The following is a 20,929-nucleotide window of genomic DNA, read 5'->3' as shown; positions in this document are numbered from 1 at the left end:
GAGAAGTCTGGAACGAATAAATTTACAAAACAGTGCGCAAGTGTAAAACATTAGAATGAAAGAACGAACCTAGAGAGGAGTTATTAGTGGAAGAGATAAAAATGAACCTTTAACATTTACTTTTAATACACAAGGTAGATTTTTTAATAGGTAAGGAGATGTATTTTTATGAGAACAGAAAAGGAAAAAATGGTGGCTGGAGAAATGTATAATCCTGCAGATCCTGAATTAGTAAAGGATCGTGAAAATACCAGAAGACAAGTGCGAATCTATAATCAAACTTTAGAAACAGAAGGTGACAAACGCACGAAATTATTAAAAGCGTTATTTGGTTCAACTGGAGAAAACGTATATATGGAACCTAATATCAGATTTGATTATGGCTACAATACATTTGTTGGGGAAAACTTTTTTGCAAACTTTGATTGTACGATCTTAGATGTTTGTGAAGTGAGATTTGGAGATAATTGTATGCTTGCACCAGGTGTACATATCTATACAGCAACTCATCCACTTAACCCTACTGAACGTAATTCAGGAAAAGAATACGCAAAACCTATTACTTTTGGAAATAATGTATGGATTGGTGGAAGTGCTGTAATAAATCCAGGAGTAACGATAGGAGACAATGTTGTTATTGCCTCAGGTGCAGTCGTTACAAAAGATATACCGGATAATGTGGTAGTAGGTGGAAATCCAGCAAAAATAATTAAACATATTGAAGTATAGATTATACTGCCTCGAACCTGTCGAATATTGTTGGAGGGCCTTAGAGGCAGGCCCTTTTTTCCAACCAATTTCTAATTTATTACCCGATAAATTTTAACACTCCCTAATATATTCTTCTTCTAATTGTACTCCAACAAAAATACCTCTTTATAAAAAAAATAATCCTAACAATAACCGATAAATTTAATGATTTATTACTATAATTTCTCTATAGTAACTTACACTCGTAAATAGTTGATAGTATACTTTATCTATTATGTGGTTAGAAACGATCTAATTATCCAATATTTTTTGACAAGGCAAGGAAGGAATTACCATGGAGGTGCGGGTAGAAAAGAGCTTACATTACATACAAAGGTTGGCGGATATTATGAAAATAGTAATTGCAGAACGAGATAATCATGAAGGAGTTGCGATTGAATGGCTTATTTCGACCTATTCAATTCCAATTAACAACGTTTTTGTTACGAAAACAGTAAAGGAAACAATGGCGATATTAGAAAAAGAAGTTCCTGAAATTCTCTATCTAGAATTAGATCTGATTCCAGCCGAAAATTGGTCGCTACTTAAAAGATATGTTAAAAATTATTCACCGAAAATCATTGCTGTCACAGCAGAGGCAACATTTGAACGGGCGAAGCAGGCCATTGAATTAGGGAGTGTGGATTTACTTGTTAAACCGCTAGATCCAGTGAAAATAAGACAAACTCTTCAACTGGCATTATCACTTGTTACACAACAGGAAACAATCAATGTCTTTTCTCCTCATAAGGATGAAGAATATTCCTATCGAACATTATTTTTAGATGAAGAACAAAATAATGGGGATATTACATTGATGCTACTTCATACGGAAAATAACAAAAAACTAGCTGATTTGCTCCAATTTTTAACGTATTTTCCGTTTCGTGAACACGCTACTATTCTACCGTTAACAGATATGATTGTTTGTTTATTCAAAAGTCCAACCAAACATATTAGAGACGAAGCATGGAAAATTTTAAGAGAATGGGAAGCTTTTAGTATTGAGCCCCTTGCTGCAGTCATTATTCCACCTAATACCGAAATGAAATCTGTACATGACATGTATCTAGTTGCTAGAAGGCTGTTAGAAATGACCTTTTTTATCGGTTACCGCCAAGTCATTTTGCCGAAAGAAGGGTACGAATGTTGGTATGAAATGGACCCGTTTTTAACCTCGTCCCAGCAGCGAGAATGGGTAGATATGTTAAATAGTTTTGATAAACAGAAAATAAAACAATGGATGCATCAAGAGTTTTTGCATATGGAAACGCCTTTTCCTAACCCAGAAAAGTTACGGACAAGACTTACAAGCATTCTAGCCCAAGTAAGAAGGTTCATGAAAACGTACCAACTTGATCAGGGGGAAATGGAAGACTACTATATGAAGATTTTTTCAGAGATTTTGTACAATCGTGTGTTATACCGAATTGTCCAGGAGATGCTTTTATTTCTATATGAATTACTAGATCATGCGAAGGTTGGTGAAGTCTTTTCGAAAAAAGATGTGATTGAAAGAGGGCTCCTTTATATCGATCAACACTATACTGATCCTGATTTAATGTTAGAAAGTGTGGCCGAAGCAGTAGGAAGAAGTACATCATACTATAGTCATTTGTTAATGAAGAGGCAGGGAATTTCATTTCGACAGCTTTTAGCTACTAAACGGATAAACGAAGCGAAACGACTTTTACATGCAAGTCAATTATCTATTCAAGAAATCGCATCTCAAGTTGGGTTCCGTAACCCTAGTTATTTTACTAGACTTTTTAAAGAAATGACCACGATGTCTCCTCGTGAATATCGATTGAACATGAGAGAGGGAATGGAGTAAAGGAATTTTTTCTTATACAATTAATCGTAAATAATTATAAGAATCGTAAATAATTATAAGTTTTTGAGTGGAAAAAGAACAATGACACAATCCTCTTCGAAAAAAAGTATCGAATTTCGAAAATTAATCATCTATTTTAAAACAAACTTATTCATTATAATTTTCAGTATATTGAGATAAAGGAAAGCCGTCTATAAGGGCATCAAGAATTGTGTTGTCCCTTATCGATCCCACTTTTTTATCTTTTTCTACATAATAATTGAAGGGGGAATCTATGATGTCATTGGCAACGGAAAAGGAAAAGTCTCCTGAAATAGTCGGGAACAAAAAGCACAAAACGCGTTTATCTGTTTTTTTACCGGCTTTCCTTGTGGTTGGAGGAGGAGCCATATTAGGAATTGTGAACAATCAATTGTTGGCTGACATCTCAATGAATGGATTTATAGCATCTTTACGGGGGCTAGGATGGCTGTATCAAATCATATCGATTGTGGCACTAGCTATCGTAATATTGGTAACGTTTTCAAAGGTAGGTAACGTTCGTTTAGGAGGTTCGGATGCAACTCCTAAATATCCATTTCCCGCTTGGTTTGCGATGGCTTTGACTGGTGGAATAGCCACGGGAGTCATCACCTATGGTGTAAATGAACCGATCATTTACTTTGGTAACATTTATGGAGAAATGGCCAATACAGGTGTCGAACCTGGTACTTCTATGGCTGCTGTTTATGCAATGGGACGCTCTTTATACAATTGGACATTTATTCCTTACGCGATGTATTCATTGAGCGGTTTAGTCGTCGCCTATATGTATTTTAATCGCAAACAACCATTGTCTGTGACAGGAACATTAACCCCTCTGTTTGGCAGCAAGATTACAAAGGGAATTTGGCCTGGGATCATCGACACATTAGCTGTGTTAGCGATCGCACTAGGCTTGGCTTCTTCACTAGGAGCAGGTTTAGCATTAGTAGGCTCTGGTATCGAGACGATTTATGGTATTCAGCAAGGACCGATTGTCTGGTTCGTCTTAGTACTGATCATTACTGGATTGTTTACACTGTCGGCTTTAAAAGGCTTGGACAAAGGGATACGTCGAATGTCATCTATTAATGCAAAGGTGTTTTATATCCTGCTCATTGCACTTATTATTATCGGTCCTACCTTATATATTTTACAATCGACAACGGCAGGCTTCGCACATTGGTTACAGAACTTTTGGGGTTGGGGTCTTGATCCGGGAATCATTGGCGGGGAAGCCCTTGTCATGTGGTGGACATTATATGACTGGGCGATCTGGATTGCGTATGCACCGTTAATGGGGATCTTTCTTGCGGTGATTTCATATGGCCGAACGATTCGACAGTTTATGTTAATCAATTGGATTTTACCGGCAGTATTCAGTATTGTTTGGTTTGGCGTATTTGGTGGGACAGCATTACATTGGCAACAAAACAATACGGTTGATTTAGTGGCAACGATTCAAGAAAGCGGAGCTGTTGCAGGTTTATGGGCTTTCTTAGCTAATTTACCGCTTTCGGCAATTATTATTCCTGTCGTGATGATCGCTTTAATCCTTTCTTTTGCCACAGCTGCGGACTCAATGGTTCGTGCAATTGCGATGTTATGTACGGTGAATATTCGTTACGATGAAGAACCAGCTAAATGGAAAATGCTTATTTGGGCGATTTCCATTGCGATCATTGCCTTCGTGATGGTAGCATTCGCAGGCGGGGTACAAGGTGTTGATGGTGTAAAATATCTTGCTGCTTTAGGTGGCTCTGCTGTTCTGTTCGTCTTTGTCTTACAAGTTTGTTCAGCAATTAAAATGTTCTTTATAGATAAAATTGAAAAATAACCTTACAAAGAGAAAAGAGGAATTTTCATGGCGGATCAAGGGGTGAAAAAGATAGCCCTAGGTAATGCAATTACATTAGATATGTTTGTCTCCATCGCGCGTTATGGTGCCCATGTAGTTTTTTCAGATACTTACCGCCAACGAGTAGAGAGGTCCTGTCAACTCGTAAACAAGTGGATCGAAGAAGAAAGAATCATGTACGGGGTAAATACAGGCTTTGGTGCTCTATCTACACAAATAATATCAACAGACCAAACAACACTATTGCAAAAAAATATTCTTTTGTCTCATGCTACATCCGTTGGAGAACCATTAGAAAAAGAATGTGTAAGGGCAATTATGCTAATGGTTTTGCAAAATTTAGGGCAAGGGTACTCTGGAGTCCGGCTTGAGACTTTGGAAATGTATCGCCAATTTTTAAATCGTGGTGTCATTCCCTTTGTCCCTCGTGAAGGATCTGTTGGGTATTTAAGTGTTGAATCTCATATTGCCTTGGTTTTGCTTGGTGAAGGGAAGGCCTACGTAGATGGGAAGTTGTTGTCTTCAGAGGAAGCTCTTAAGAAAGTGGGTCTTGAGCCTATCGAACTATCTGCAAAAGAGGGACTCGCTTTAATTAGCGGAACAACGAGTCCAACTGCAATTGGAGCACTTGCCCTATACGATATGTTACAAGCAGCTAAGGCTGCCGACATCTTAGGGGCGATGGCTTTAGAAGTATTAAGAGGAACAACACGTGCCTTTGACGATCGATTGATGAGTGTTCGTCCACATCAACAACAAAGAAACACAGCTGCAAATGTAAGAAGAATTTTAGAGGATTCGATGATTGCCAAACAGTCTATCGATCATCGTTTACAAGATGCCTTATCGTTACGGGCTATTCCACAGCTTCACGGGGCTGCCAAAAAAACGCTCTTTGATGCGTTGAATACATTCGAGGTAGAGATGAACGCATGTTGTGACAACCCGATATTATGGCCTGATGAAGAAGATGGCAGTTCGATTTCAGGAAGTAATTGTGATTCATCGTACGTTGGGATCGAATTAGACTCCGCGTGTATCTCAGTTACGGCTATTGCAAAAATGTCTGAACGAAGAAACTATCGTCTGATCAATTCTCATCTTTCAGGCTATCCAACTTTTCTTGTTCAGAATGCCGGTCTCAATTCAGGGTTAATGATTCCACAGTATTCACAAGCGGGTCTGTTAAATGATATGAAATTATTATCTCAACCTGCAACGGTTGACAGCATTCCGACCTGTGCAGACCAAGAGGATTATGTCGCAATGGGATACAATTCTGCTAAAAAGGCACGAGAAATAGCGAGAAAGCTAGAGTATGTATTAGCGATTGAGCTTTTGTCTATCTATAATGCCCATTCGTTTGTGGAAAGCAATCTCACTCCTGGCTCTGCTTCGGTGGCTGTGTTAGAAAAAATAGCACGATCTATACCAAGAATGGATGAAGATACGTATCTTTACCCTTATGTAGAGATCTTGAAAGAGTTTATCCATTCGGGTGAGATTATTTCAGTGGTAGAAGAGAAAGTTGGTAAACTGCTTTAAATGAATCTCATAAAAAACTAGAAATCTCATAATAAAATGTGAAATTAAGAGGAGGCCATCAAGATGGAACAAGTTAAAAATCAAAAAGTGATTCGCTATCGTGGCACGGAATTAAATACAAAAGGTTGGTTGCAAGAGGCTGCACTTCGTATGTTAATGAACAATTTAGATCCTGAAGTAGCGGAAAAACCCGAGGACCTAGTTGTATATGGCGGGATTGGGAAAGCGGCAAGAAACTGGGAATGCTTTGATGCGATTGTGAAGTCGCTAAAAGAGCTGGAAAATGATGAGACTTTGTTGGTTCAATCCGGGAAACCAGTTGCGATTTTTAAATCACACGTAGATGCACCTCGAGTACTAATTGCAAATTCAAATATCGTCCCTGCATATGCAAATTGGGATACATTCCATGAGTTAGACAAAAAAGGGCTCATGATGTATGGACAAATGACAGCTGGAAGCTGGATCTATATTGGCTCTCAAGGAATTGTACAAGGAACGTACGAAACGTTTGCAGAACTTGGAAAACAGCATTTTGGAAGTTCGCTGAAAAACACGATTACAGTAACAGCTGGCCTTGGAGGAATGGGTGGTGCTCAACCTCTTGCTGTCACAATGAATGGTGGAGTATGTATCGGGATTGATGTCGATGAAACACGAATTGACCGTAGAATTGAAACCCGTTATACAGATGTAAAAACAGATTCATTAGATGAAGCAATTCGTCTTGCTATAGAAGCAAGACTTGCAGGGAAAGCACTATCGATTGGGCTGATTGGAAATGCCGCGGATATCCTACCGGAGATGCTTGAGAAAGGCTTTATTCCAGATGTTCTTACCGATCAAACATCGGCGCATGATCCGTTAAACGGCTATGTTCCTTCTAACATATCTCTTGAAGAAGCTGCGAAATTACGAGAGGCTAATCCAGAAGAATATGTAAAGCTTTCTAAAGCTTCCATGGCTAAGCATGTTCAAGCAATGCTTGATATGATGGAAAAAGGGGCCATTACGTTTGATTACGGAAACAATATTCGCCAGGTCGCGAAGGATGAAGGGGTAGAAAACGCCTTTGACTTCCCAGGGTTTGTTCCAGCATATATCAGACCGCAATTTTGTGAAGGAAAAGGACCTTTTAGATGGGTAGCTCTCTCAGGAGATCCAGAAGATATTTATAAGCTCGACGAAGTGATTTTGCGTGAATTTAGTGATAATGAACATTTATGTAACTGGATTCAAATGGCGCAAGAAAAAATACAATTTCAGGGACTGCCATCGCGAATTTGCTGGCTTGGTTATGGGGAGAGAGCACGCTTTGGTAAGATCATAAATGAAATGGTAGCAAGTGGAGAACTGAAGGCTCCAATCGTTATTGGACGTGATCATCTCGATTCAGGATCCGTTGCCTCACCTAACCGGGAAACAGAAGCCATGAAAGATGGCTCGGATGTGGTAGCCGACTGGCCAATTTTAAATGCGATGATCAATGCAGTTGGTGGTGCTACATGGGTATCCCTACATCATGGTGGTGGAGTTGGAATGGGGTATTCCATTCACTCAGGAATTGTTATTGTTGCAGACGGAACGAAGGATGCAGAAGCACGGATTGAACGTGTTCTCACAACCGATCCAGGAATGGGCGTTGTGCGCCATGTTGACGCTGGCTATGAGTTAGCCAAGAAAACTGCGCGTGAAAGAGGAGTAAACATTCCAATGTTGGAAAAGGAGACGGAATAACATGAAAAAACCGATTTGGATCAAAAACATTCAGCAGTTGGCAACTCTTGCATCCAAAAAGGAAGGCCCTCGTTCAAAGGAAGCGATGTCTGAACTAGGTATCATTGAAGATGGAAGCTTATGGATAGAAGGTGGAATCATACAAGCGGTAGGATCAACGATAGAATTAGAACAGCGTTATGCAACTAGAGTAAATGAAGCTGACATTGTTGATGCAACTTCTCACTTGGTTACCCCTGGATTAATCGATCCCCATACACATGTTGCGTATGGGGGGAGCCGTGCACGTGAATTTGAAATGCGGCTTGAAGGGGTACCATATATGGATATTATGAATGCGGGTGGCGGGATTCATGCCACTACCCGCATGACCCGTGAGTCTACGGAAGAAGAGTTGATTATTCAGACAACGAAGCGACTGGATTCCTTCATGCAACATGGTGTTACAACTGTAGAAGGAAAAAGTGGTTATGGGATGAATCTTGAAACAGAGTTGAAGCAACTACGTGTCATGAAGCACTTACAAGAAAATCATCCGATTGATCTTGTGCCAACTTTCATGGGAGCACATGCCGTTCCACCTGATTACAAAGGGAAAGAGGAAGAATTTGTCGATCATTTAATTTTAGATATGCTTCCTGTTGTAGCGGAAGAGAAATTAGCTGAATTTAATGATGTTTTTTGTGAAAAGGGAGTTTTTACCCCAGAACAATCGGAGCGGATTTTGGAAGCTGGGAAAAAGTATGGTCTGATCCCGAAAATACATGCAGACGAAATTGTTGCATACGGAGGAGCGGAATTAGCGGCCAAAGTGGGAGCCATTTCCGCTGAACATTTATTGAAGGCATCGGACGAAGGAATCAAAGCAATGGCGAAATCAGGAACGATCGCCTGCTTACTACCAGCAACGGCTCTTTATTTACGTGAGGAAGCAGCTGAAGGAAGAAAAATGATTGATGAAGGGGTCGCTGTAGCGATTTCCACAGATTGCAACCCTGGGTCCTCCCCAACCACCTCGATGCCGCTAGTCATGAATTTAGCTTGCATCCTAATGCGTTTGACGCCTGCAGAAGCATTAACCGCTGCGACATATAACGCGGCGTGTGCCATTAATCGTCAAGATCGGATCGGCTCTTTAGAGGTTGGAAAGCAAGCTGATATCGCGTTATGGAACGTGAAAAACTATCAGGAATTGCAGTATTTATTTGGTGTTAATCACCTGAAAGCAGTGTGGAAAAAAGGGATAAAGGTGGTAGGGTAAAACATGAGTGAAGAGTGGCTTCAAGCGCCAGAATGGATATGGAATACAAACACAAACGATCCAACATATGTCCATCATTGGGTCAAACAGCTGAAAGATAGCGAGGGAACGCCCGATCTTCTTCTATATGGTGCACCTATTTCTCGTTCTTCCATTAGTGTCTCTGGTGCATCCTTATATCCGTCGGAATTTCGGCGGCTGTGGAAGGGGTTTGCCACATACAATTTAGATGAGGATGTCGATTTAGCAGATTTCAAAGTTGCGGACGCTGGAGATGTCGTTATGCATACAACAGATATCCTCTTGTCCCATCGACGTATTCAAGAAATGACAGCTTTTTTAGCGTTAAACTACCCTGAAACTATCACTGCTATGATTGGAGGGGACCATTCAACGACCGCCTGTTCAGTAAGAGGGATTAAGGAGGCTTTTCCAAACGAAACAATCGGAATCTTGCAACTTGACACACATCTTGATGTACGGGACCCGGCTGAATTAGGACCGGCTAATGGTACTCCGATTAGACAATTAGTGGACGGATCTACAGTCAAGGGAGAAAATATCGTTAATATTGGTTTGCATGGTTATTTTAATGCAAAACCACTTATCACCTACGCTAAAAAACATTCGATTCAAATGATAACTTTAAAGCAGGCTCGCAAAGCTGGATTTGTTCATTCTGTTAAGGAAGCACTTAACCAGTTAGCCAATAAAGTGGATCGCGTGTATGTAACAGTTGACATGGATGTACTCGATATCTCTGTCGCACCTGGAGTACCAGCTTCCACACCAGGAGGATTGTCCACAGTAGAGTTATTCGATTCCCTACTAGAGATTGGGAAGCAACCTAGTGTTCGTCATATTGATTTTGTATGTTTGGATCCGAGTAAGGATTCTGCGGTTTCTGAAACTGTGAAAACTGGAGTGTATGCGTGGTTACAATTTGTGACTGGTCTTGTTTGTCGATCAAAATAAAGTAGTAGTTTTGTTAGACCAATTTGATCAATAAATAAAACGACATTGGGGACGCATTTTCATCCCCAATGTTGAGTTTTAATGAAGATGGTGGTGATATCCTTCGTAATATATCATAAAGTTTCATCCTGCTTAATTTTACTCATCCACTAACCGGCATCATGCTACAAGTTTTTTTCCATGATAATGTAGGTTCTGCCTCCTTTAATCAAACTCTTGTTTGATTCTTTTAGACCAAACTTTTTATAGAAACGTACTTTATTCTTTCTTGCATTACACGAAATCCTTTTCGCTCCTCTTTTTTTCGCTTCCGCTATTACATAGTCTAACAACTTACGTCCGTATCCTTTTCCTCACTCATGTTGATGAGTAGCAAACTTGCGAAATTGAGCTTCTTCATTGTCTATAAGAAGGGAGATAACTGGATCATGACCAAATTAAAGGGGTGGTTAACGATGTTAGGGACAGTTCATATACTCGAACACAACATATTGTATGATTGACAAAGGCAGGTAACCTTGTCTTTTTTAGTTTGATTGCTTAATGGTTGTGTGTCACACTTACATGCTTTAATAAAGCACGACAAGTGTCTTTAAATTTCATAACAGACACGACGATGAAAAAACAACGAATTCGGTATAAACAGGTCGCCTTATCTAAATTCATTTCCTGTGATTCTCGTAGTGAGATTAATCAAGTAAGAAACGATGTGTGGGCAATAAGGAATCTTTGGTATCTTATTTCATTCTGAGACCTCTCGGGTTCAATATGCTATAATTCACTTTGGACGAATAACCATTCAAAACTTTTTTGTGCTGAATAAGCAAGCAGGTGGACATTTGATGAAGAAACTTATTACGACATATCGTTGTCCGATTACTTTGACGAATAAAGCGAAGGACAAGATGCGGGTGCTCGGGATAGAGGAGCGTTCGTTTTTTTCGTTGGAGAAATCGTTTCGCGTATATATAGAAAAGTATCCGCAAACGGCCGATCGTCCCCTTTCAGCTGCATTATACTTTGACAATGAGGCGAATAGACGGTTGACCAATACGTATGATGGGCTTGTGGTCATTCTGCATTGTGTGGTGGAGAAGGAGCGGTTTATTGCAACGAATGTAACGACGAAGATGGGGCGTTCAGCGGTGCAGACAAACTGGCGACGCGCAGCGGATCTAACATTTGATTTGAACGTACAAAGGGGGAGTATGGTCCCGCTTGATTTGCTGAGTTTGATTTACGAAATGCCGGTTGCCGAGGAAAGTTCACTGTATGTGAAAAAGCGTATTGCGAGTTGGGAAGGCTATTTGAAAATTCAGGAGCGCTCTGCGGATATTCCAGACATGATTTCTCGTTATTCAGGGCTTACGTTCAATGGTGATTTCAGCCGAATGACGATTACCGGCTGTCAGTTAGGTGATAAGGAATGGAAATCACTCAAAGATTTGAGCGTTAAACTTAAGGGAATTGACCTGGATGTAGGGAAGGTGCTGAAAGCGAATCGTTCCACTCGCACGGTGGAAGTGGAACTGAACAAATATATGGAGGAACGAGCCAGGCAGCAACAGCTTGACCTGAATCAAAAAGAAGTCACCTTCAGCAATTTTGCGACATTGAGTCAGGTGAAAAGATTACGGCAAGGGTTTTCGCAATTAGAGAAAGGCTTGGCTGCGAACCCGGAGCTTGAACAACTTCTATTTGAAAACAAGCCCCCGGTCCGAACGCCGAAAAAACAAGATGCGCTGCAGTTTCACAATCGATTGAACGAGTTCCAGCAGGAAGCCGTAATAGGCGCAATGTCAGCCGAAGACCTGTACGTCATTCAAGGGCCGCCTGGAACCGGAAAAACAACGGTCATTTCTGAGATTTGCCTGCAAAATGCGAAAGCGGGGCTACGCACACTCGTTGCTTCGCAGTCCAATTTGGCGGTAGACAATGCTCTTGGCAGGTTGCTTGCTAATAAAGATATTCGCATCCTTCGGGTAGGGCGCACAGAAAGCATTGAAGAAGAAGGCAAAAAGTTTATCGAAGAAAATGTAGGCCAATATTGGAAAGAGCATACGTTAAAAGAAGTCTCTGCTCAATTTAAAGCACGCCAAAAACGAAAAATAAAAATGGAAGCAGAATGGGTGGAGAATGAACGGGAACAAGAGCAACTGCAACCGGTGCTTGTACGAGTGGAAGCGGAGCTTGAAGCGAAAAAGAAAGCGAAAGAACGATTTAGCGAAATTGAATCTTTTATTGATGAGCAAAAAAAGAAAGTGCATGTGGCCGATCAAAAGCAGCAATCAGCTCAGCAGCATGTGGAAAAGACCCGTCAGTCTCTTCGTTTGATGAACGCAGTCATTGAAAAAGATGAAACCTTTTTACTTGATGAGCCGGACAGTGACGCCATTCAAAAAGAGTATGATGACAATCAGCAAGTGATTCAGCAACTACGGCGCAGCATTGCCTGTCAGGAGCTTGAAGATGAGATAGATAAAAGAAAACGAATTAAGGATCAAGCTACTGCTGAATATGAAAAGTGGACTGAGGCAACACAGCAAATGGATGCTTTACTAGCAAAAGTAACAGACGTTAAACAAGTCGACGGCTTAAAGTGGATCATCCTTGAACAAAATCTAGAACGACCTATAAACGTTCAGCAGTTACTTGAAGAGCTGAAGGAAATTCGCGGAGAAATCAACCAGCTCGAAAAGTTAAAAGAATACAATGACAAATTAAACAGCGCGATTTCCTATGTTGAACAGCTGTTAAAGGGGCAGCGCATTTCGATTGGCCAAGTTCAAAAACGTGCGTTGAACCGGTCAGCCGTTTATACCGCGGTGGAAATTGATCATTTTTTAGATGAACTAAGAAGGAAACTGAAAGGACACACAAACATCTATCCGCAGATGCTTGTCGCAGATCTTGAAGGATTATATAGCAGGAGACGCTTTGTGCGGCAAAAAGCGGAACGACTAAAGCCATATGATACGTATAAAAAAATGGCGCAGGATGCCTTTCGACTGCTGAAACACGAAATGGTAAAGCAACTTCAGCATAAGCAGCATGAAAACAAAATGTCCTATCAAAAGTGGCAAAAGGAGATCGACGAGCAGAACACTGAACTTCACTCTCTTCAAAACACGCTTATGCAAAAGATGGCGCAAACGGAACCGATTCCAAACGCAAAAGAAGTGCTTCTTCAAAAGGAAGCAAATGCGCTTGAACTGCAGAAAAGGAAAGAGCAGTATGAGCAAGTGAAAAAACGGATAGTTATAAATGGCCAGAATCGAGAAAAAGAAACGTCGCAGCTTCAGGAAGAGGAGCGAGAACTCGCACAAATAAAGTCCAGTCTGGCACAATTGCATAACGTGATCGAGCAGAAGGAAGAAGAACTGATACCTTTAAATAAAATATTGTCTACCGAACTGGAACAGGAGCATGAAACGGTATTAAAGCAATTGGCAAGTCTCTCCTTTACACGCGAATCATTAAAACAGGAAAAACAGAAACTCCCTCTTTTCCAGTCCATTCAAGGACAATGGCTTTCCTTGCTTGAAGAAGCAAATGACTATGATCTAGATGAAATCCGGAAGCTTTATGTAAAGCATGCCAATGTAATTGGAACGACATGTGTGGCATCCGCACGCAAAGATTTTATCGACAGCTACCCCGTTTTTGATGTCGTTATTATTGACGAAGTATCAAAAGCAACCCCGCCGGAGCTCCTTTTGCCGATGTTAAAAGGAAAAAAAATCATCTTAGTCGGGGACCATCACCAGCTGCCGCCTCTATTAGGAAACGATACGCTAGAAGAGGCATTGCAGGAGATGGCGGACGAAAGCGAAGACTTTGAAGGAAAAGTAGAATTAAAAAAATTGTTAAAAGAATCGCTTTTTGAAAGGTTGTTTAAGAACTTGCCGAAAAGCAATAAAACGATGCTCGCAATTCAATACCGGATGCACGAAAACATTATGGAAACCATTTCGCCATTTTATGAGCAGGAAAACGAACGGCTCCAATGTGGCTTGACGGATTCCGATTCCGAGCGGGATCATTTGCTCGAATCATCGCTTATTCAGCGAGATAATCATCTATTATGGCTGGATATCGCGAACGAGCCCGCGTTTTTCGAAGAAAGAATGAAAGGCGGAAAAAGCCTGTATAACCCGGCTGAATTGAGGAGAATTGGGGAGTTGCTGAAGGAATTGGATCAAGCGACGGCAGAGGCGAAGCAAGCTGGAAGAATGAATGCGGATGAGAAAAAAAGTATTGGTGTCATTAGTTTTTACGGGGAACAAGTCAAAAGGATTGACCGCTTGATTCATCAGGAGCTACGCTTGGACCACTTGACGATTCGCACCGGGACAGTCGACCGCTTTCAAGGGATGGAAATGGATGTCATTTTGTTAAGCATGGTACGCAACCACGATAACAAACATGATGATATCGGCTTTGCCAAAGACTACCGCCGACTAAATGTCGCCCTATCAAGAGCAAGAGAGCTACTCGTTTTAATCGGCAGTACAAAAATGTTTACCGAAAAGGCAAGACAAGCAGAAACGAGACATATGTATAAGCACGTATTAGAAGCTGTCAAAATGCAACACGGACTGCGAACGCTTGAAGAGGTGATACAGCATGGATAATTTCACGAAACGTATACGCGCTAGTTTGCTAGAGAACCAAGCTGTCCAAATCAAAGAGTCGGCTATATGGTATTTGCCAGTGGAAACATTTGACGTAGCCTTTAAACGGGTAAAGCGGTCTAAAATGGATATTCTCATGAAAATGATACTGCTCGCTGTTGAACAGACCAATATCCGGCGCGCAGCCAACTTGGCTGAAATGCTGTTAGTAGAGGAGCTGTTCATTGCCGATTTAATTGAAAAAATGCAGCGAACAGGCTTGATCTGGCTGGAAAAATCAATCTACAAGTTAACAACGAAAGGGCATGAACAGTTGAAGACAGGCATCATTGAAGAGGAAATGGAAGAAGAGTGGACAGAGCTTTTTTATAGCCCAGGTCATGATGAATTTTGGCCATCGATGCCCGTACCATTGCCCGGAACAGACGATAAATGGACACTTTACCGATACGCAGAAACTCAAGACCTTATCAATAGGGACCGAATTTTGCAGGTTCTTACCGAGAAAGAAAATGGATTGGACGAAGATGGTTTCCAAACAGTAGTGGCTGATGTAAATAGTTTTGAGCAACAGACAGTCGAACATGTTCCATGTCTGGAATTTCAATTGTACAATAAAGAACAGGACATCTTCTACGCGCGCGTCTGGAATACATGGCTTGAACGCTGGGATGATATGCTTGAGAAACAAATAGAAGAGCAGGAACGGATTGAATGGAGACGGAAATGGACGGAAGTAGGCGAATTTTCGGGGTGAATGTGTAGGGTTTATTTTCCGGTCTATTATAGATAAGAAGCAGGAAAAGCTGTAAAGCTTTTCCTGCTTTGTCTTGTGCGCCAGGCATGCGCACAGAAGTTAGCCGAAACCATAGTACCAGTAACGCTGGGAAGGGCTGAACCCAAAGAAGTAATAAATAACCTCAACGTTTTTTATCACTCGAAGAAACAGATGACTGCAAAGAGCTCCCTATGTAATAAACAGGGTTATCGAGGGCACTGGAAAAGGTAAAAAGCAACCTTTTTCAGTGGTCTTGTATTATCTTCGCTCTTAGTAATATTGTTCAAAATATTCCAAGGCAGCATCTTTGTCTTGGCTATATAGATTATTTAGTTTTATAATTTCATCTTCTGGCATGACCTTTAATATATTTTCATCAAAACCACTACGTCTTAAATAACTATAAGAAAAGAAACCGTCGACACTGAAAAACATACTATTACTCCTTTACATTCTTCATCTAAATACTCTTTCTTTCGCATCCGTAATTCATTGTACAGTTTTTCCATGTGACTGTATTTTAAACAACGTTTTTCTAATATTGAACTCATGTCTGTTATATGCTGCTTCCTAGACCCTATGTGATTAATAAAAATACATGTGGCATAACTAATAACAAAGACTAGAAAAAAATAAGGAGACGATAAATGGATTATCACGGTCGTGACACGATTGTTTTATTTTACGCACGTGTCTGGAATACGTGGCTCGAGCGCTGGGATGAAACGCTGCAAACCAATAGAAGATCAAATAAAGTGCCTGTTCCCCGGTGGATACTAGTGCATGTCACTTGTCGAATGGTTTTTATATTCAAGATTTGTAGTGGGAAAAAGTTGGATCCTTGTACTTCAAGGATCTAAACTCTTTTAATGTTTTACAGATTTCTAAGTGATAGGCATCTATAAGGGTGTTCTTGATTGACCATGTAATTTCATCGCACCAATTAACATAAGATCTAGACAAATGAGGTAAATGGTATGGTTCTAATTCGATAAGCTGCCATTCTGTGTGACAAGGAGGCTGTCCAATGTCACAACCAAATTGCGCTTGATTGTACGTACCAATTATAGTATCATGAAATTATAATTTCATATATATACGTACAAGATGTTTCATTTTCATTTTTGAAAAGGAGTGCTAAAAAAGCTAAGGTTAGTAAACTTGAAAAAACAGGTGTTAAAGTGTGATGTTACATTACATAAGTGGTTTAGTTACTTTTACGCAAGTTGATGTAAGCGGTTACTGAACTAGGTTATTAAATTATGAATCTATTGGAGGAAAGTTGAATGAGTCTTGATGCGAAAAATGCGATACAAAGTGGGAAAACAGTACTTGGTATAGAACTTGGATCAACCCGAATTAAAGCAGTTCTTATTGGCGAAGATAATGCACCAATCGCTTCTGGCAGCCATGATTGGGAAAATAGTAATGTGAATAATATTTGGACATATAGTGTGGAGGAAGTTTGGAAGGGTGTACAAGATAGCTATCAAAAGATGGCGATTGACGTGAAACGGCAGTATGGAATTACCTTACAAACAATAGGTGCAATTGGTTTTAGTGCAATGATGCATGGCTATATGGCTTTCGACGAAGGTGGAGAACTTCTAGTCCCATTCCGTACGTGGCGGAACAATTTTACCGAACAGGCTTCGAGTCATTTAACAGAACTGTTTAACTATCAAATTCCTCAAAGATGGAGTATTGCTCATTTGTATCAAGCGATCTTAAATCAGGAAGAACATATTAGTGATATTGGTTTTCAGACGACGCTAGCTGGTTATGTTCATTGGAAGCTGACTGGGCAGAAGGTTCTCGGAGTTGGAGAAGCATCTGGTGTATTTCCAATTGACTTGAACACAAAGAACTATAATCAAACAATGCTTGATCAATTCAATGAATTGATTGCCCCTAATAATCTACCATGGAATTTGGAAGATATTTTGCCTAACGTTTTGGTTGCGGGTGAAAGCGCTGGCATACTTACAGAAGAAGGAGCGAAACTTCTGGATGTTACCGGAGAGCTACATGCTGGTATTCCGCTTTGTCCGCCAGAAGGTGATGCAGGAACTGGTATGGTTGCCACAAACAGTGTGGCCAAACGTACTGGTAATGTTTCTGCCGGCACTTCTGCCTTTGCCATGGTGGTACTGGAGAAAGATTTGTCCAAAGTCCATCCTGAAATTGATCTTGTCACCACACCTACAGGTAATCTAGTAGCGATGGCTCACTCCAATAACTGTTCTTCAGACTTGAATTCATGGGTAGGATTATTTGAAGAATTTTCAAATGCAATGGGGATTGAAGTTGACACGAATATGTTATATGAAACATTATTTAAGCAAGCTCTAAAAGGAGATCCCGATGGTGGTGGTCTATTATCTTATGGCTATCTTTCTGGTGAACATATGACCCATTTTGAAGAAGGTCGTCCATTGTTTGTTCGTTCTTCAAAAAGCAATTTCAATCTTGCTAATTTCATGCGTGTTCATTTATTGACAGCGTTTGGTGCGATGAAAATAGGGATGGATATTCTGCTTAAAGAAGAGAACGTAAAACTGGATGAAGTGTTAGGTCATGGTGGATTATTTAAGACAGAAGGTGTCGGACAAGGTATCTTAGCTGCTGCTTTTAATGTTCCAGTTTCAATTATGGAAACGGCAGGTGAAGGTGGAGCATGGGGGATTGCCCTTCTTGGATCGTATATGTTGAACAAACAGGAAAATGAAACATTGGAAGCGTATTTGAACGAGAAAGTATTTGTAGACCAAGCAGTGAAGACGGTTTCTCCAGATCCGAAAGATGTAGAAGGTTTTGAACAATTTATGGAACGTTATAAGAACGGGCTTGCAATTGAAAGAGCAGCAGTAGAAAATCATCAATAAATAGGAAGGGATTTACAGCGCGACAGGGGGGGAGTTTTTTCCTGTCGTTTTTTTGCTGTTTTCGAATACTTACTGGTCCGCACCTACACATACACTTACCGCTGGCGAACATTACAAATTGTAGATAGATAACTACAATATAACTTAGTTTTAAAATTACTGTTGATTGTACGTACAAATTACGTTATTATTTACTCATGAAAGAAGATTTATACGTACAAGATGATGATTGGTTGAAGGGAGTGCTGAACAGCTAATGTTAGAAAGCTTGAAGAAGCAAGTATTAGAGGCAAATTTGGCTTTACCTAAGTATGGTTTGGTAACTTTCACGTGGGGTAATGTAAGCGGTTTCGACAAAGAGAGTGGATTAGTAGTTATCAAGCCAAGTGGAGTTGCTTATGAGAAGTTGACAGTAGAAGATTTAGTTGTACTAGATCTAGAGGGGAATATTGTGGAAGGTGATTTAAAACCATCATCTGATACAGCGACACATCTAGTACTTTATCAAAATTTTCCTAGCATTGGGGGAATTGTTCATACCCATTCTCCTTGGGCAACAAGCTGGGCACAAGCGGGTAAACCCATTCATGCATTAGGAACAACGCAAGCAGATTATTTTTACGGTACCGTACCTTGTACGAGAGAAATGACAGAAGAAGAGATACAAGGAGAGTATGAATTGGAAACGGGGAATGTCATTGTTGAAACTTTTAAAGACATTGACCCTATGCAGATTCCTAGTGTACTAGTTCATAGTCATGCACCGTTCAATTGGGGGAAAGATCCAAGTGAAGCCGTTCATAACGCTGTTGTCTTAGAAGAAGTGGCGCAAATGAATTTCCACACATATCAAATTAATCCGGAAATCCCAACGATGGATCAGGTGTTATTGGATAAACACTATTTAAGAAAACATGGCGCAAATGCATATTATGGACAGAAAAAATAAGAGGATGTTAAATGGCTAAATATGCTGATCTATTTCGAACGTGGCCAAATCATGTCATGAAACAATAGTACTTGAACAATGAATCTAACTCTATAAAATAATAAATTTGGAGGAATACACATGTTAAAAACAAGACCTTATGAATTTTGGTTTGTTACTGGTAGTCAAAACTTATACGGAGAAGAACCATTACGCGAAGTGGCTAACAACTCAAAGGAAGTTGTAAGAGGGTTAAATACAGAAGGGGAACTTCCTTTTAACATTGTATTTAAGTCTGTTGTTAAAACTGCAGATGAAATTAAAAAATTAGCAATCGAAGCAAATGCAGATGAAAGTTGTGCGGGGATAATTACTTGGATGCACACATTCTCACCTGCCAAAATGTGGATCGCAGGACTAACGGCTCTACAAAAACCATTACTTCACCTACATACCCAATATAACCGTGATATCCCATGGAGCGAAATCGACATGGACTTCATGAACTTGAACCAAGCAGCTCACGGTGACAGAGAGTACGGGTTTATTGGAACTCGAATGGATGTTTCAAGAAAAGTTATTGTTGGACATTGGCAAAACAACGATGTAACAACAAAATTAGCTAGCTGGATGAGAACAGCTGTAGGTGTTACAGAAGGTCCAAACATTCGCGTGGCTCGGTTCGGTGATAACATGAGAAACGTTGCGGTAACTGATGGGGATAAAGTGGAAGCACAAATTAAATTTGGGTGGACCGTCGATTATTATGGCATCGGTGATTTAGTTGAAGAAATGAACAAAGTAACGGATGAAGAGCTAGATGCACTTTATAATGAGTATAGTGAATTATATGAGCTTCCAGCTGAAGCAAGTGACCAAGGCGCAGTAAGAGACTCGATCCTTGAGCAAGGACGTATTGAGTTAGGTTTAAAAGCATTTTTGTCGAAAGGAAATTACAACGCCTTCACGACAAACTTTGAAGATTTACATGGAATGAAGCAACTTCCAGGACTAGCAGCACAACGTCTAATGGCAGAGGGATACGGGTTTGCTGGTGAAGGTGACTGGAGAACAGCAGCATTGCTACGCCTAATGAAAATTATTTCTGGTAATAAAGGAACTTCTTTCATGGAAGATTATACGTACCACTTAGAGCCTGGTAATGAAATGGTTCTTGGTTCACACATGCTTGAAATTTGTCCGACAGTATCAGCTACTAAACCTAAAATTGTTGTTAACCCTCTAGGGATCGGTGGGAAAGAGGATCCAGCACGTCTAGTATTTGATGGTAGAGGCGGCGATGCAGTTAATGCTTCACTTATTGAACTAGGTGGTAGATACCGTCTTGTAATCAATGAAGTGAAAGCTGAACAACCAACCATTGAGACACCAAAATTACCAGTAGCTAAAGTATTATGGAAACCACAACCTACATTAAGTGAAGCTACTGAAGCTTGGATCTATGCTGGTGGTGCACACCACACGGTATTCTCTTTTGATGTAACGACAGAACAATTATACGACTTTGCTGATATGGCAAAAATAGAAGTGGTTGTCATCGATGAGGATACGAAAGTGAGACAATTCCGCAATGAATTAAAGTGGAATGAAGCAATTTGGAGAAGATAGTATCAACGGAGCAGAGGTTTAAAAGAAATAAATCTCTGCTTCCTTTTTATGCTTATCCCTAAGTACATGGGGTCAATTTATTAAGTAATAAGTG

At 40.3% G+C, this 20,929-nt stretch carries 14 protein-coding genes and 1 pseudogene; 13 read left to right on the top strand and 2 right to left on the bottom strand.

The window, feature by feature from the left end:
* The first annotated feature begins 168 nt into the window (after window positions 1–168).
* The 7 genes from SLH51_RS02415 (at window position 169) to SLH51_RS02385 (ending at window position 9,981) form a co-directional block, all read left to right on the top strand.
* Window positions 169–729: a sugar O-acetyltransferase gene (locus SLH51_RS02415; RefSeq protein WP_335958834.1), complete on the top strand. Its 561-nt coding sequence runs from the start codon at window positions 169–171 to the stop codon at window positions 727–729.
* Window positions 730–1,045: 316 nt separating this feature from the next.
* Entirely contained in the window at window positions 1,046–2,584 is a 1,539-nt protein-coding gene (locus tag SLH51_RS02410; protein ID WP_335958833.1) for a DNA-binding response regulator, read from the top strand.
* A gap of 274 nt (window positions 2,585–2,858) precedes the next feature.
* Window positions 2,859–4,442, top strand: a complete 1,584-nt coding sequence (locus SLH51_RS02405) for a BCCT family transporter (protein ID WP_335958832.1) — start codon at window positions 2,859–2,861, stop codon at window positions 4,440–4,442.
* Window positions 4,443–4,469: 27 nt separating this feature from the next.
* On the top strand, window positions 4,470–6,008 hold the full coding sequence (locus SLH51_RS02400; protein WP_335958831.1) for an HAL/PAL/TAL family ammonia-lyase: 1,539 nt from the start codon (window positions 4,470–4,472) through the stop codon (window positions 6,006–6,008).
* Between the two features lie 63 nt (window positions 6,009–6,071).
* Window positions 6,072–7,745: a urocanate hydratase gene (gene hutU, locus SLH51_RS02395; protein WP_335958830.1), complete on the top strand. Its 1,674-nt coding sequence runs from the start codon at window positions 6,072–6,074 to the stop codon at window positions 7,743–7,745.
* Window position 7,746: 1 nt separating this feature from the next.
* A complete protein-coding gene (gene hutI, locus SLH51_RS02390; protein WP_335958829.1) occupies window positions 7,747–9,006 on the top strand; it encodes an imidazolonepropionase in 1,260 nt (419 codons plus the stop codon).
* A 3-nt stretch (window positions 9,007–9,009) separates the two neighbouring features.
* Window positions 9,010–9,981: an agmatinase family protein gene (locus SLH51_RS02385; RefSeq protein ID WP_335958828.1), complete on the top strand. Its 972-nt coding sequence runs from the start codon at window positions 9,010–9,012 to the stop codon at window positions 9,979–9,981.
* A 164-nt stretch (window positions 9,982–10,145) separates the two neighbouring features.
* Here the strand turns inward: SLH51_RS02385 and SLH51_RS02380 are convergent.
* Window positions 10,146–10,322: pseudogene (locus tag SLH51_RS02380) on the bottom strand (GNAT family N-acetyltransferase); the annotation flags it as partial.
* A 501-nt stretch (window positions 10,323–10,823) separates the two neighbouring features.
* Between SLH51_RS02380 and SLH51_RS02375 the strand changes: the two are divergent.
* Window positions 10,824–14,615: a DEAD/DEAH box helicase gene (locus SLH51_RS02375; RefSeq protein WP_335958827.1), complete on the top strand. Its 3,792-nt coding sequence runs from the start codon at window positions 10,824–10,826 to the stop codon at window positions 14,613–14,615.
* Window positions 14,608–15,372 carry a hypothetical protein gene (locus SLH51_RS02370; RefSeq protein WP_335958826.1) on the top strand — a complete coding sequence of 255 codons (765 nt, stop codon included), beginning with the start codon at window positions 14,608–14,610 and terminating at the stop codon, window positions 15,370–15,372. The genes SLH51_RS02375 and SLH51_RS02370 overlap by 8 nt, the downstream gene beginning before the upstream one ends.
* A 291-nt stretch (window positions 15,373–15,663) precedes the next feature.
* Here SLH51_RS02370 and SLH51_RS02365 read toward each other — a convergent pair whose 3' ends face one another.
* Window positions 15,664–15,828, bottom strand: a complete 165-nt coding sequence (locus SLH51_RS02365; protein WP_335958824.1) for a hypothetical protein — start codon at window positions 15,826–15,828, stop codon at window positions 15,664–15,666.
* 212 nt (window positions 15,829–16,040) lie between these two features.
* On the opposite strand from SLH51_RS02365, the gene SLH51_RS02360 reads away from it, so the two are divergent.
* From SLH51_RS02360 to araA, 4 genes are all read left to right on the top strand, one after another.
* Window positions 16,041–16,253 carry a hypothetical protein gene (locus SLH51_RS02360; RefSeq protein WP_335958821.1) on the top strand — a complete coding sequence of 71 codons (213 nt, stop codon included), beginning with the start codon at window positions 16,041–16,043 and terminating at the stop codon, window positions 16,251–16,253.
* Window positions 16,254–16,679: 426 nt separating this feature from the next.
* The gene (locus SLH51_RS02355) at window positions 16,680–18,278 is read left to right on the top strand and encodes a xylulokinase (RefSeq protein WP_335958819.1); all 1,599 of its coding nucleotides are present in this window, start codon (window positions 16,680–16,682) and stop codon (window positions 18,276–18,278) included.
* A gap of 256 nt (window positions 18,279–18,534) precedes the next feature.
* A complete protein-coding gene (gene araD / locus SLH51_RS02350) occupies window positions 18,535–19,227 on the top strand; it encodes an L-ribulose-5-phosphate 4-epimerase (RefSeq protein ID WP_335958818.1) in 693 nt (230 codons plus the stop codon).
* Between the two features lie 120 nt (window positions 19,228–19,347).
* Complete coding sequence (gene araA, locus SLH51_RS02345; RefSeq protein ID WP_335958816.1) at window positions 19,348–20,835, top strand: L-arabinose isomerase; 1,488 nt, start codon at window positions 19,348–19,350, stop codon at window positions 20,833–20,835.
* The last annotated feature ends 94 nt before the right edge of the window (window positions 20,836–20,929 follow it).

The organism is Halalkalibacter kiskunsagensis, assembly GCF_037027555.1.
GTDB lineage: Bacteria > Bacillota > Bacilli > Bacillales > Bacillaceae_D > Halalkalibacter > Halalkalibacter kiskunsagensis.
Note: the sequence above shows the minus strand (reverse complement) of the source record. Positions and strands in the feature narration are given on the sequence as shown.